This window comes from Terrimonas sp. (assembly GCF_003075435.1).
GTDB lineage: Bacteria > Bacteroidota > Bacteroidia > Chitinophagales > Chitinophagaceae > Agriterribacter.
Window position 1 is genome coordinate 136,727 of the sequence record NZ_QCZJ01000003.1, and the last position, 13,910, is coordinate 150,636.

Sequence of the window (13,910 nt, forward strand, 5' to 3'; positions counted from 1 at the left end):
CTAAACGTTGTCAGCCTTTTTCCTTTCGCGAAACTTTATTATATTTATTGAGATGAATGTTTCATTATTCAGGATGGTTTGTATAATACAGTTTGCCTTATGCGGGTATATGGCAGTGAATAGTTTTGTATATATTTTCAATGCTCCCGGGTGGCATAGTTATGTAAGCTTTGGAGCATTCAGCGTAGCCGTATATCTTGCTTCTTTCATCATACAGATGCTGAATAAGAATTACCCTGACGAGCCATTATCTGTAAAGCAGAAATCTGCTTTTAACTGGCTTTTTGTACTGAATTTTTTTATGTTTTCCCTGTTGCTCTCGTATAATATCAATGATGTAAAATTGATAATCGGATCAACGAAGCGGGAAATTGCATTAGCAGGACCACTTTTTTATGCTATGGTTTTATTACATTTTCTTATCACCATTTTACAGGTGTATATATTGGTGAACATGGTAAAACTCCGCCGCGCACTCAACAGGAATTTTGAGAAAAAATCTTTAGACCTGGATATCCTGGGAAATTAATGAATATTGTTTTCAAAGCGTATATGCACGGTACTCCCCGGGCGTGAAGGTTTGACCAATACTCAAAAATAATTTTAGGTCATTGTTAAAACTTTGTTATATTGCACAATCGATTGTTTTACAAAATATGAGAAATATGTTGTCCAAAACCTTATACTGCTTAATCGAAAGGCAACAGCTATGCTGTGTTGCAAACAAAAACTTCAATAAATATTCTCCTCCGGAAATTAACAGTGAGCCACATTTAAACTTTTATAAGTCATAATGTGAAATATGTAATGCCGGGCTCAGATATGCTTCGTATGCTGATACCACTATAATTGAATTCTTATCAGAATAACATAGGTCTATTTTAATCATTTAAAAATCAATTAAACCATGCTTGCAAAACTAAAACATGCAAAAGGCGTAGCCTTAGTATTATGCATGCTGCTTTCGGGAAATTTCCTGTTCGCACAGGGAAAAAAAATCTCCGGTAAAGTAACCAATAGTGCGAGTGGTCAACCCATACAGGGGGCAACCATTAACATTAAAGGCTCAACCACAGGCACCGTTTCAGATGCCGAAGGTGCTTTTAGCATTACCGTGCCTAATGAAAAATCCGTACTTATTATTACTTCGGTGGGATTTGATCCTATTGAAATTTCTGCTGAAGGAAGAGATATGATAAGCGTTGGATTAAAGGAAAAACAGGGTTCTCTTGAAGAGGTGGTTGTAACGGGTTATACCTCTCAAAAAAAGAAAGATCTAACCGGGGCTGTATCTGTTGTAGACGTATCTCAAATGAAAGCACAACCTGTTGCAAGCCCGGTTGAGGCATTACAGGGTAAAGCTACAGGGGTACATATCATCAATGATGGTGCGCCCGGTTCTACCCCGCAAATCAGGATCCGCGGTTTCAGTACCATCAACAACAACGACCCCCTTTTTGTTATTGACGGAGTACCTTTTGAAGGTAAATTAAGCTGGTTAAACCAGAACGATATTGAAAGTATGCAGGTATTGAAAGACGCTTCTGCCGCCTCAATATACGGGGCAAGAGCAAATAACGGTGTTGTAATCATTACTACTAAAAAAGGTAAAAATGGTGCCCCTCCACGGGTAACATTTGATACTTATGTAGGTACTCAGGTTCCGCGCAGGGAAACATTTCCTAAAATGATGAATCCATCACAGTTTGCCGATTATGTATATGCATCATTTAATAATTTAAACGACCCCGCCCAGGCACCTGGTAAAGGAAGCACAACAGGTACAAACTATGGCACAGGTTCAACGCCTGTTTTACCCGAATATTTACTGGCAGGTACAAAAACCGGACATGATGTAACGGCTACAGATGCGGATATGAGCAAATATAATTATACCCGCGATGCCTCTAAATTTTACCAGATAACCAAAGCTAACCAGCAGGGTACGGACTGGTTCAGAGAAATTACTACCACTGCGCCAATGCAAAATTATATGTTGAGTGTGAGTGGTGGTGGTCAGTCATCTAACTATGCGGTTTCAGGTAGTTATATGAATCAGCAGGGTACTGTTAAGTACACTGGGTTTGAGCGGTATACATTCCGCGCAAATACAAATTTCTCCATGTTTGATAACAGGGTAAGAGTTGGAGAGAACTTTCAGTTTGCAAGAACACGCTCAAATGGTGTTGGCGTTAACGTAAATACTTCCGGTGATTACCAGGGAGAAGGATCTGCACTTGGATTTGCATACAGAATTCAAACCATTATTCCTGTGTACGATGAAGGGGGAAATTTTGCAGGAACAAGAGGCGATAAGTTAGGCAACGCACAAAACCCTATGGCAATTTTGTATAGAGCAAAAGACAACTATACAATGAGCAATACTTTATTGGGTAACGTGTATGCAGAAGTAGATATTCTTAAAGGTTTAGTATTGAGAACAAGTTTTGGTTTGCGTTATGAAAACTGGAATTCTTTTAGTGCAAGCTATCCAAACCCTGAGCATTCAGAAGGTAGCATCACCAGCAATTCAATGAGTGAAAATTATGGTTTTAATAACGACTGGACATGGACAAATACACTGAATTATAAAAGATCTTTTGGAAAACACGGGTTAAATCTGTTAGCGGGTACCGAAGCGATTAAAACAAAATATCGTTATTTAAGCGGTGGTAGAAACGATTTCTTTATCCTTGGTAACCTCGACTATTATTATCTTGATGCCGGATCTTCTAATATCAGTAACAGCAGTAATGGTTCTTTAAGCTCACTATATTCGCTGTTTGGAAAAGTTGAATATAACTACGACAGCAAATATATCCTGACAGGAACATTGAGAAGAGATGGTTCTTCCAATTTTGGACCTGAACATAAATATGGAACTTTCCCGGCTATCGGCGCCGCCTGGCGTATTTCCGGCGAGAACTTTATGGAAAGCGTAAGCTGGATCAACGATTTGAAATTAAGAGTTGGTTATGGTGTTACTGGTAACCAGCGTATACCGGCATTTAACTACCTGCCACGTTATAGCTCTTCACAGGCAGCTTCTTATTATCCAATTACCGGTTCGTTGGTATCTGGCGTATGGCAGAGTAACTACGATAACCCTGCTATCAAATGGGAAGAGTTAAGCTCCTTGAATGTGGGTTTGGATTTCAGCCTTTTAAACAACACCATTGATGGTAGCTTTGAATGGTATAACCGTGATACAAAAGATATGCTTTATCCCGTACCTCAACCATCAGCAGCAGTTGGGCAGGGTAGCGCGCCTTTTATAAACGTTGGTACCATGAATAATAAAGGTGTTGAGTTAACGCTGAACTATCATTACAATAAACCAAACGCCAATAATTTTACTTTTGATTTTGGTGTTAATTTTTCAAAAAATATTAATGAAGTTACTTACCTCGCTCCTTCAGTGCCTGAACAACCATACCTGGGTTATAGAAACTTAACTGTATCTATATTAAAACCCGGACAACCATTTGGTGCTTTTTATGGATATAAAATGATCGGTATTTACCAGGACGCATCTGAGCTCGCTTCAGGTTATACCGGTGCAAGAATCGGTGGTCCAAAATATGCTGATGTATCTGGTCCGGACGGAAAACCTGACGGTATTATTAATGCTTTTGATCGTACTATCATTGGCAGCCCGCATCCTGATTTTATCTATTCATTTAGCCTGAATGCAACATTTAAAAACTTTGATGTGGTAATGTTCTTTAATGGTTCTCAGGGTAATGACTTGTATGAAGTAACACGCCAGTTTACTGACTTTGGTTTATTTGGCGGTGCAATTTCAACAAGATTGTTGGATGCATGGAGCCCGACCAATAAAGACAGTAATATTCCTTCGCCTTATGCTAACCGTGCTGCTTTTGAAATGAATTCCAATTCATATTATGTACAGGATGGTAGCTTTTTCAGAATGAGAAACCTCCAGATTGGATATACCTTTGGTGAAAAAGTATTGGGTAATTATATTAAAAGCCTGAGGGCTTATGTAAGTGCAACAAACTTATTTACTATTACTAAATATAGTGGTATGGATCCTGAAGTAAGCCAGTTGAGCAGTACTTTCTCCGCTCCTGGTGTGGATAGTGGTATCTATCCTGTGTCAAGGCAATATCTTGTTGGTTTATCTGTTACATTTTAAATAATGATCAGAAGGTATTATTAATACTATAAAAGCATTTCAAATATGAATAAGTTTAAAATTTTTACAGTAGCAATAGCGGTGTCCCTAGCAGGATTATCCTCTTGTAAACAAAGCTTTCTTGAGCTATCACCTCAGGGTCAGCTCACCGGGAGTCAATTGAATTCTACAGACGGGGTTGAACAAATATTGATCGGTGCATACGGTATGTTAAATGGAAACAGAAGTGGTACCTGGGGTAACTATGTTTCTGCTCCAAGCCAATGGCTGTTAGGTGAGGTAACGGCTGACAATGCACATAAAGGCAGTACAGCTACTGATATTACAACCATGACAGATCTCGAAAAAATGGTTCCGACAAGTACTAATGATCAGTTGGAAACACTCTGGACAAGATGTTATGAAGGAGTATTGAGCTGCAATAGTGTATTGAAGGCTTTAGCTACTTTACAAGCTGGGGATGGTGCAAAATTTGATGATAACAGAGCCAAAGAAATACAGGCAGAGGCGAGGTTTCTGAGAGCGCATTATTATTTCCTGTTAAGGAGGGTTTTTGTAAAGGTTCCTTATGTTGATGAAACAACTTCTACTTCAGATGCCGGTATAAAACCTAATGATACTGATATATATCCACAAATTCAGGCAGATCTTGAATTTGCAGTGTCAACTCTTCCTGAAACTAAACCTAAAGGTGAAGTAGGTAGAATTAATAAAAAAATAGCACAGGCATATTTAGCTAAAGTTTTATTATATCAGAATAAACATTCAGAAGCGCTGCCTTTGTTTCAGTCTGTAATAACTGCTTCAGGTGATCTTGTAAGCATGCCATTTGAAAATAATTTTCAAACAGAAACTGAAAATGGTCCGGAAGCTGTATTCCAGGTTCAGCATGCTATAAGTGGTTCTGTTAGTGATAACGCTAATGTGGGCGATATGCTGGGCGGTTATTATGGTAGCGCACCTGTAACCTGCTGCGGGTTTTATCAACCTACTATTGACCTGGTAAATGCCTTCAAGGTTGATGCCAATGGGTTGCCTATGCTGGATAATTCTTACAGAACAAACCCTTATATCTCCGATTTGCAATCTCCGGGTGATAAATCAAGTTATGTACTTGATAAAAGCATCAAGTTCGATCCGCGTATTGATTATACCGTAGCGAGAAGGGGTGTTAAGTTCAGAGATTGGGGAGTGATGCCCGGCGATGGTTGGATCAGAGATCCGGCATTCGGCGGGCCTTTTCTTGCACAAAAGCATACCATCAATAAATCTGCTTTTGGTACGCAAACCTTAGCGGGTTCTGAGTATGTTACAGGATTGAATGTAAATGTTATCCGGCTTGCTGATGTGTATTTAATGGCAGCAGAGTGCTATATAGACGCAGGTGATCTTGATGAAGCCAGGAAACTTGTAAATAAGGTTCGCGAAAGAGCATCCAAGCTTACACATAAGCAAGCTGCTGATGGAACAGAAGCTGCTAGTTATCAAATTGGTCAATATCCATCATTTCCTGATGAAGCTTATGCTTTAAAGGCAGTTCAGTTTGAGCGCAGGCTGGAATTAGCTTTGGAAGGGCACAGGTTTTATGACCTTGTGCGTTGGGGAATTCTGAAACAGGTTAAAGAAAGTTATTCTGCTTTTGAATCAACTTATCTGCCTGCTTATGGTAATATTGTTGTTAATGCTTATAATAACTATTTCCCGATACCTCAAAACCAGATAGACAGAAGCTTGGGGAATGTGAAGCAGAATGACGGGTACTAAGTGAGGTGTAGAGTGTAAGGTAAGGTGGAGGGTGAATGGGTTAAAGCGTAAGGTGCGGATTTTACCACACCTTACGCTTTTTTCGTTTATCCCCTCTGCATTTCATCTTACGCCTTTCACCTTAAAGCATAGAGTGCCGGGTGAAACACTTAACACTTTTACTTATCACAACTTTCGCAACCTTCCCCGAAGAAAGGTTTTGTTTCGTGGTGAACTTCCTGCAAGTGATCTTTTGCATTTTTCCAGAATTGCATAAGTGCATCATTATCTGTCATAAATTGCTTTAACCGCTCTTCCGGGGGTTTGGAAAGCCAGATTTTCAATTGCAATGCTTTAATATGTTCAGGTGTATCATTCATGATCCAGTAGCCCGAAAGTATTCAATTTTAACCGGTTTATCCAAAAATCTATATACGCCCAGTCGAGAGATGATATTTGTTTTAAAACATAAATATCCTCTTTTTGCAGGGAAGATTGCAGTTGTTGTATCCATACAAGTTTGGAGATCAGCAGATCCTCTGGTGTAACTACATAAATCGGCGTATCAAAAAAATCAGTTTTTCGCCGCCGGTCAAATTCTGTTAAGCGGTAAGGCTCATCTTTCAGTATCACAAAATCAACCTTAAAGCTGGAATTGCGATCAATGATATTGAACATGCTTTTTCTTTTTACAGCTTCTCTTACCGCATCTTCATCACAATAAAACCCTTCATTGAAATAAGCAAGGAGGGCGGGGATATCTTCCTCCTTGAGGTGAACAATAATATCAAAATCACGCGTTGCCCTGGGGATAACGTATAAACTCATCGCTACACTGCCCGAAAGCATATAAGGGATATTATGGGTACTTAAAAATTCAATTATTTTTTTAAAGAATTGGAACATACATTAAAAGTACATTTTATAAAACATCTCCTTTGGAGGAAATTTCTAAAATTTCTTATTTTTTTGCAGGAAATTGCTGAAGACATCATATCGAGTACCAAACCTGATTCAGGAGAAATATAAGGATGACATTAAAGTGCCTCACAAAGACTTTTGGACTTGGAAAGAAAAATACTTTGTTTACAGAGCTGGTTGCAAAACCAAAATACTCTCGCACGTCACTGCGAACCCGCCAGCATGAAGATACGAATTGAATGCATGTTGCGGCGGATGAAGCCGTTCCCGCAGTTGGCAAGTGGTTGTAAAACCTATAAGGTTTGCAGCGCTGCAATGCCGCCCGGTAAACCTTATAGGTTTAGAATGACAAATGTAATAGCACACGGAACCCTATACACTCCACCTTATGCCCCTTCACCTCTCTTCTGCCACTATATCCCCCTCCCTCCTTATCTTTGCCCACTAAAATTTTATTATGGCAGATGTTCTTGAAAAAGTAACGCACTTTTTCGAAAGCTGGAAAAACGAAAAGCCGGATGAAATATATACCCTGAGACAAGCCGGGAGCAACCGGCAATACTTTCGTGCAAAAGCTGAGGGTGGTTCATATATCATTACCTATAACCCCAATAATATTGTAGAGAATAATGCTTTTATAGAATTTTCAAAACACTTTTTCAAAAACAACCTTGCCGTTCCGCAAATACTTTTTGAGGATACCGATAAAACACAATATGTTCAAACCGATTTTGGAGACATCTCTCTCTATGATATTTTACGCAAAGAAGGTTATTCCGAACATGTAAAGTCTTTATATAAAAAATCTTTTATTGCCTTGGCTAAGCTACAGATACAAGGCGGTAAGGGATTGGATTATAGCAATTGTATTGCCACGCGTTCGTTCGATAAGCAGGCTATATATTCCGACCTCCTGTATTTTCTGTACTACTTTGTAAGAGCGCTTGACCTGCCTTACGATAAAAATTTATTACTGAATGATTTTGAGATACTGAGCAGTTACCTGATGCAGGAAGACGCGAAATATTTTATGCACAGGGATTGCCAGAGCAGGAATGTAATGGTGAAAGATGAAGAAGTGTATTTTATAGACTACCAGGGAGGAATGCAGGGCGCATTGCAGTATGATGTGGCTTCAATGCTATGGCAGTCGCGGGCTGCTTTACCGCATGAATGGAAAGATGAACTGGTGAACTTCTATTTTGATGAGGTTAACAAGCTTTTAGACAGTAACCTGAACAGGCAGGATTTTTTAGACAGCTACGATGGTTTTGTGCTGATACGCATGCTGCAAACATTAGGCGCTTATGGTTTTCGCGGGCTTTTTGAAAGAAAGCAAACCTTTATTACCAGCATACCTTCAGGATTAAAACAACTGAAATGGTTTTTACAAAATAAAAAAATCCCCATCCGTTTACCGGAGCTGCAAAAGGTGCTATGGGCAATTGTTGATGATGATATTATTAAAAGATATGAAACGCCGATGGCTGGTGCGGCTTGCCCTTTAACAGTAAACATTAATAGCTTCTCCTATCGTAAAGGTATACCCGAAGATACAGGAGACAATGGTGGCGGTTTTGTTTTTGATTGCAGGGGAATTTTCAATCCCGGAAGATTTGAAGCATATAAAAAACTAACCGGCCGTGATAAGGAAGTGCAGGAGTTTTTATTGCATAAAAGTGAGATGCCTTCTTTTTTGCAATATGTATTTGGTATAGTAGATATATCTGTGGCAGATTATATAAAACGGGACTTTAAAAGCCTGTCGGTAAATTTTGGTTGCACAGGCGGGCAACACCGCAGTGTTTTTGCGGCTGATAACCTTGCCAGGCATCTTAAAGAAAAATTTGGTGTTAAGGTTGAATTGCATCATTTGGAACAGGAGGCTAAAAACTGGGTGAATGGATAATAAAAAAGAAATGATTGAGGGTGAGTTGAACACTGCTATGATATTCGCTGCCGGCTTAGGCACAAGGCTTAAACCATGGACTGACCATCATCCCAAAGCGCTGGCGATTGTAAACGGCAAACCGCTATTGCAGCGCAATATCGAATACCTGAAAGGTTTTGGTATTAATAAGCTTGTAATAAATGTTCATCATCTTGCTGAACAGGTTATTTTTTTCCTGGAGAAGCATAATAACTTTGGTTGCACGATACAGGTATCTCACGAAAAAGAAGAAGCGCTGGAGACTGGTGGCGGATTGAAGTATGCCGGTCCGCTTTTAAAAAATGCAAAGCGATTTTTAGTGATTAACGCAGACATCCTTACTAACCTGGATATTGCAGCCATGCTGGCATTTCATTTGCAGCATAATCCGCTGGCTACGCTTGCGGTAACCAACCGTTCTTCGTCGAGGTGTTTTTTGTTTGATGAACACCATCGCTTATGCGGATGGCAGAATAATAAAACAGGAGAGGAGAGAATTGCTGTAATTTCTCCGCTGAATATACCAATGGCATTCAGCGGTATTCATATTATTGATCAAAACATTTTTTCATTGATCACTGAAACAGGAAAATTTTCAATGGTAGATCTTTATCTCCGGCTTTGTAAAGACCATGCTATTATTGGTTACGATCATTCTAATGATATTTTGGTTGACGTAGGCAAGCCGGAATCAATTGCAGTAGCAGAAAAATATTTTTTGTAGATGGCTAGTAGCTAGCAGCTATCAGCTATCAGCTATCAGCTTTCAGGTATCAGCCGTCAGCCGTTATAAAACCTATAAGGTTTACTGCCGATAGCCCAAAACTCACTGCCCAAAGCCGATAGCTGATACCTGAAAGCTTACACCTCACAATGCACCCACCCATAAAACATATCATACACAATCAAACACTATGGCTTTCCGGCTACAGGGCAATTTTTTGGGAGGAAGAGCATGCGTTGATCCTCGCTGACCTGCATTTTGGAAAAACAGGTCATTTCAGAAAAGCCGGCATCGGCGTACCTCAAACAGTATATAAAGAAGATCTTCAGCGACTGATTACACTGATACAATTTTTTAAACCGTTGCAGTTAATTGTGGTTGGTGATATGTTTCACAGTAAATCAAATATTGAACATGCGTTGTTTGAAAGGTGGCGTAATGATTTGCCATTAGTGGAGGTACATCTTGTAAAAGGAAATCATGACATACTGCATAAAGATTGGTATCAAAAAGTCTCGATAAAAGTACATGACCATCAATTGCTGATCAGGGACTTTGTTTTTTTACATGATATCGCAGATGGTACTGAAGATTTTCCCGGTAAATATTTTTTTTGCGGGCATATTCATCCAGGCATCCGGATAGGAGGAATAGCAAAGCAGGCTTTACATTTGCCCTGTTTTCATTTTGAGCAAACTTGTTGCACTCTTCCGGCATTCAGTAAGTTTACCGGCATGATAAATGTGAGGAGGAATACAGGTGATAAAATTTTTGCTATAGCTGAAGGAAGCGTGTTTGAAGTATAATGAATAGGCAATGGTGAATAATGAATAGCGATACGAGAGACAAAAGACAGGAACCTCTTGTGCCAGAAACCTTCTCATGTTTATCTTCTCATCTCTCAGGTCTTCTCACCAATATTTAAGGCTTGCTGTTTAACTCCATTTTGGTGATATTCTGATAAAGATCATTGTATATTCATGCTTTGGTTATTAAATTGCTGCAAGGGTTTTGAATCAAATTTTTCAAAAACCATGCAGTTGTTTCGCCATAATTAAATTTTACGAACCTTTTTTGCCTCCACAGCCGGCGGGCTGCGTAACCGGAACGCCGCTGCTTTTTGTCTTTTGAAAAAATATGCTTCGCATTTTTTCAATTTCGCCTTCGGCGAAACCAGACAAAAAGAGGCGGCTAACCCGGTTACTGGTAAAAACTTAAAAAAAAATGCCGGGAGTTAAACAGCAAGCCCTATTTACAATCTTACCAAAACAATAACGTCAACCTTTCGGTTGACGTTATTGCCAATATTTTCATATTGGTTTGAATTCCTGAATAACATGGTCAGCGAAGGTGTAATCCCTCTTGTTTTCCGGATACTGGATTTAAAATTACCTATCAATTTTGACTACTGCTTGCGCTTTTGTCGATGTAAAACTGGTAAATAAAAACCGGCAATCGAACTTTATTCGATTGCCGGCTTATATCTTTCGATAACTGATTAGTTATCTGCGATAAAAGATTTATTGAAGTGTATAGGCTACAATACCGTTCTTCCAGAAAGTAGGCACATATACTGTTTTTGTAGCAGGATCATAGCCAATATCTGCAGAATTAATTTTTTGTTCGCGTGTGTCAAGCAATGGTTCTTTGCTGCCGGGACGAACGCGCCAAACAGCACCTGCCCAGCATGAAACAATAAAGCTTCCATCTCCAACAGCTTCAATGCCATCGGTGCCGCCTTCCATACCATCAGCTAATTTGGTTAGTGATTTGTTTGATTCTACTTTGTAAAGTCCGCCTGCATCGGTAATATACAGGTTACTCTTATTCCAAAGCACACCATTAGGCCCGTTTAAGTTTTCGAGAAATACGGTTGCTTTACCATTTTCAACACGGTGTATCTTTTTTGTTTTTGAATCGGACACATAGATTACACCTTTCCCGTCAACGCTGATATCATTTAATCCTTCAGCACCATCAAAGCTGATCCTGTTTGTAATCTTTCCCTGGCTTATATCAATCACAGCTATGCCATCAACGTCAGCAACATATAATTTACCATTATGCACTCCCATTCCTTTAGGCGCATTTAACCCGGTTACCCATTCTGTAGCTATTATCTTTCCGTCTAATCCAACCTTTCCAATTGATCCTTTCCCATCTTTTTCCCAGGGCTGGCCATCAATATTGGCTACATACAATACTTTATTCTTAGCATCAAAGTAAACAGATTCAGGTACTTTTAAAACGGTATCGGTTGCCCATTTTTGTACCAGCCGGCTTTGCTGTGACTGAGCAGAGCCATACAATAAAATAAAACTGAAAAGTGCTGCGCAAACAATAGAAGGCTTCATAATTACATTATTTAAGTGCTTAATTATACTTTATTACAGGGGAACAGGGTTGATGATGGTTTATCAAAGGAGAATCAAATATAGAAATATCAATTGAATATTTGAAAGATAGACTGGGATTTCGTTTTTAGAAAAATCTAAGGATAAGTGTGGGATTGTAAAGTTGCCGATCATTCATCGAGTATTTGGAGCCTGGTAATTAAGTCTTCTACACCAGATACAATAAATAAATCCCGGTAAAATCTTTTCAGATATACCAGGATTTACACAGCTTCAGGTTATGCGCAATCTCTTGCTATTCGCTTATCCTGAATGTAACGGGTTGTTTTCTCCAGGCTTTTACTTTCATACCATTATTTTCGGCAGGGGTCCAATCCGGGCCTTTGCGAATAGCATTCATACAGAGCTCGGCAAGTTTGGTGCCTTTCATTGTCAGCGCCTCTACATCACTTATTTTACCGTCTTTGTCTACAATGAATTGTACTATACAAGTACCGGCTTTTCCATCTTCCTGTAATTCATCGGTGTGCCGTTCTATTTCTCTTGAAATGTATTTTCTCCATGCTTCATCGCCACCGGGAAATTTGGCTTGTATCTGAACAGTAATTAGGGTTTCATCTTTTTCTTCTTTTTGAGGACCAATAATAACTCCCGTATGATCGTCTTCAATTGGAGGAGATACTATATCAGCCCCTTTTATTCCATCTACATTTGCTGTGCTGATTTTTGTATCTATCATATCGTCAATATCTTTCATTACCTCTTCAGGTTTCAGTTCTTCAACCATTTTAATTGAAGATGTTAAACGTGACATTTCTATCTGGGGTTGCACTAAAGGTTTTACCTGAGGCGGTGGGGGCGGTTCAACAACAGGGTCATTTTTAGGAGGATCAATTAATATAACACTATTCTTTTCGAAGCCTGCAGCGGTTCTTTCACTTTTAAATTTTGATCCTGCAAAAGAAGCCAGCAAAACAACCAATGCCAGGGCGCCTGTGCTTAATAATGCTTTTAATAAGCGGCTTGAATACCTGCTCCGCAATTCGTATGCGCCATATACTTTGTTGCGGTTATCGAATACAATGTCTAGCAGACTTGCCTGCAAAATTTTATTCTTTTCCATAAACAATGTTTTTATCTGAGATGGCTGCAGCAAAGAATTCCACAGTATTTTAGTGCAATTATATTTTTATAATCAGACAAGATTTGCTTGTGGATTTTGTAAGATTATGAATCGCGGCGCTGCTAATGTTATGTCAAACGTGAAATATGAAACATGAACGCTGATCTCACGTTTATTGACAACGTGCCGACATTCTTTAGTTAACATGACACCAGATTACTGCAATATTTCTCTTATATATATTTAAAGTGCTCAAACGTTTGCGAAGCTTTTTTTGGTAGTATGTAAATATGGTAATACTTTCATAACACTTACCGGTATCGGTTTTTATTACATTTGCTGTATGAGAAATAATGAGATCATTCCCTCTTTATTTTTTGATGTTTGCTCCAATAGCAATGTGAAGGCGTATGAGCAGCTTTACAAAATACTTTATGCCCGTCTTGCTCATTTTTCGGCATCAATAGTTGGGTCATTTCAGTCGGCAGAAGAAATTGTTTCGGATGTATTTATCATGCTTTGGTGTAAAAGAGAACAATTTGTGCATGTAGAGAATCCTGTGGTATACCTGTATGTATGTGTACGGAATTTTTCTTTAAATGCGCTACCCCGGAACAAAGCCCGGTATATTGATTTTGACACACTTGATAAGGATGCATTATCTGTGATACCGGATATTGAAGAACGGTTGATTTCAAGAGAGGTGGCAGTTATAATTGAAAAAGCAATACGTGAACTTCCGGGGCGTTGCCAGATGATTTTCAGGTTGATAAAAATAGACGGATTAAGTTATAAAGAAGTAGCGGAGCTTTTGGACATTTCATCTAAAACAGTTGATGCACAATTAGCTATCGCAGTAAAAAAACTTTCTCATGCCATCAGGCTATATACTCCCACCCATCTCGTAAATGACTATCTTAAAATTTCCTGAAAAAAATATTGATTTGTTTTAGGGA

General features: G+C 39.1%; 11 protein-coding genes. 7 read left to right on the plus strand and 4 right to left on the minus strand.

Annotation, left to right across the window (positions count from 1 at the left end; all coding sequences use genetic code 11):
• Positions 1-52 precede the first annotated feature (52 nt).
• From DC498_RS05265 to DC498_RS05275, 3 genes are all read left to right on the plus strand, one after another.
• Positions 53-529: a hypothetical protein gene (locus DC498_RS05265; protein WP_116873096.1), complete on the plus strand. Its 477-nt coding sequence runs from the start codon at positions 53-55 to the stop codon at positions 527-529.
• Between the two features lie 378 nt (positions 530-907).
• On the plus strand, positions 908-4,159 hold the full coding sequence (locus tag DC498_RS05270; protein WP_116873097.1) for a SusC/RagA family TonB-linked outer membrane protein: 3,252 nt from the start codon (positions 908-910) through the stop codon (positions 4,157-4,159).
• A 45-nt stretch (positions 4,160-4,204) separates the two neighbouring features.
• Positions 4,205-5,923 carry a RagB/SusD family nutrient uptake outer membrane protein gene (locus DC498_RS05275; protein ID WP_116873098.1) on the plus strand — a complete coding sequence of 573 codons (1,719 nt, stop codon included), beginning with the start codon at positions 4,205-4,207 and terminating at the stop codon, positions 5,921-5,923.
• A 158-nt stretch (positions 5,924-6,081) separates the two neighbouring features.
• Here DC498_RS05275 and DC498_RS05280 read toward each other — a convergent pair whose 3' ends face one another.
• Entirely contained in the window at positions 6,082-6,282 is a 201-nt protein-coding gene (locus DC498_RS05280) for a hypothetical protein (protein ID WP_116873099.1), read from the minus strand.
• On the minus strand, positions 6,275-6,808 hold the full coding sequence (locus tag DC498_RS05285; protein ID WP_116873100.1) for a hypothetical protein: 534 nt from the start codon (positions 6,806-6,808) through the stop codon (positions 6,275-6,277). Before DC498_RS05285 ends, DC498_RS05280 begins: the two co-directional genes overlap by 8 nt.
• A gap of 472 nt (positions 6,809-7,280) precedes the next feature.
• Here DC498_RS05285 and DC498_RS05290 point away from each other — a divergent pair, with 472 nt between their 5' ends.
• The 3 genes from DC498_RS05290 (at position 7,281) to pdeM (ending at position 10,283) form a co-directional block, all read left to right on the plus strand.
• Entirely contained in the window at positions 7,281-8,732 is a 1,452-nt protein-coding gene (locus tag DC498_RS05290; RefSeq protein WP_116873101.1) for a RapZ C-terminal domain-containing protein, read from the plus strand.
• Positions 8,725-9,477 (plus strand): nucleotidyltransferase family protein, encoded by a 753-nt coding sequence (locus tag DC498_RS05295; protein WP_116873102.1) that lies wholly within the window; start codon positions 8,725-8,727, stop codon positions 9,475-9,477. Before DC498_RS05290 ends, DC498_RS05295 begins: the two co-directional genes overlap by 8 nt.
• Positions 9,478-9,626: 149 nt before the next feature.
• On the plus strand, positions 9,627-10,283 hold the full coding sequence (gene pdeM, locus DC498_RS05300; RefSeq protein WP_116873103.1) for a ligase-associated DNA damage response endonuclease PdeM: 657 nt from the start codon (positions 9,627-9,629) through the stop codon (positions 10,281-10,283).
• A 714-nt stretch (positions 10,284-10,997) separates the two neighbouring features.
• Here pdeM and DC498_RS05305 read toward each other — a convergent pair.
• Together DC498_RS05305 and DC498_RS05310 are read right to left on the minus strand one after the other, a co-directional pair.
• Positions 10,998-11,831, minus strand: a complete 834-nt coding sequence (locus tag DC498_RS05305; RefSeq protein WP_116873104.1) for an SMP-30/gluconolactonase/LRE family protein — start codon at positions 11,829-11,831, stop codon at positions 10,998-11,000.
• A 295-nt stretch (positions 11,832-12,126) separates the two neighbouring features.
• On the minus strand, positions 12,127-12,954 hold the full coding sequence (locus DC498_RS05310) for an energy transducer TonB (RefSeq protein WP_116873105.1): 828 nt from the start codon (positions 12,952-12,954) through the stop codon (positions 12,127-12,129).
• A gap of 343 nt (positions 12,955-13,297) precedes the next feature.
• Between DC498_RS05310 and DC498_RS05315 the strand changes: the two genes are divergently transcribed.
• Positions 13,298-13,885, plus strand: coding sequence for an RNA polymerase sigma-70 factor (locus tag DC498_RS05315; RefSeq protein ID WP_116873106.1), 588 nt, complete (start codon positions 13,298-13,300; stop codon positions 13,883-13,885).
• The last annotated feature ends 25 nt before the right edge of the window (positions 13,886-13,910 follow it).

Bases quoted from the DNA above. Each gene is read 5' to 3' on its own strand.
- DC498_RS05265 (WP_116873096.1), top strand. From the start codon at position 53: ATGAATGTTTCATTATTCAGGATGGTTTGTATAATACAGTTTGCCTTA.
- DC498_RS05270 (WP_116873097.1), top strand. From the start codon at position 908: ATGCTTGCAAAACTAAAACATGCAAAAGGCGTAGCCTTAGTATTATGC.
- DC498_RS05275 (WP_116873098.1), top strand. From the start codon at position 4,205: ATGAATAAGTTTAAAATTTTTACAGTAGCAATAGCGGTGTCCCTAGCA.
- DC498_RS05280 (WP_116873099.1), bottom strand. From the start codon at position 6,282: ATGAATGATACACCTGAACATATTAAAGCATTGCAATTGAAAATCTGG.
- DC498_RS05285 (WP_116873100.1), bottom strand. From the start codon at position 6,808: ATGTTCCAATTCTTTAAAAAAATAATTGAATTTTTAAGTACCCATAAT.
- DC498_RS05290 (WP_116873101.1), top strand. From the start codon at position 7,281: ATGGCAGATGTTCTTGAAAAAGTAACGCACTTTTTCGAAAGCTGGAAA.
- DC498_RS05295 (WP_116873102.1), top strand. From the start codon at position 8,725: ATGGATAATAAAAAAGAAATGATTGAGGGTGAGTTGAACACTGCTATG.
- pdeM (WP_116873103.1), top strand. From the start codon at position 9,627: ATGCACCCACCCATAAAACATATCATACACAATCAAACACTATGGCTT.
- DC498_RS05305 (WP_116873104.1), bottom strand. From the start codon at position 11,831: ATGAAGCCTTCTATTGTTTGCGCAGCACTTTTCAGTTTTATTTTATTG.
- DC498_RS05310 (WP_116873105.1), bottom strand. From the start codon at position 12,954: ATGGAAAAGAATAAAATTTTGCAGGCAAGTCTGCTAGACATTGTATTC.
- DC498_RS05315 (WP_116873106.1), top strand. From the start codon at position 13,298: ATGAGAAATAATGAGATCATTCCCTCTTTATTTTTTGATGTTTGCTCC.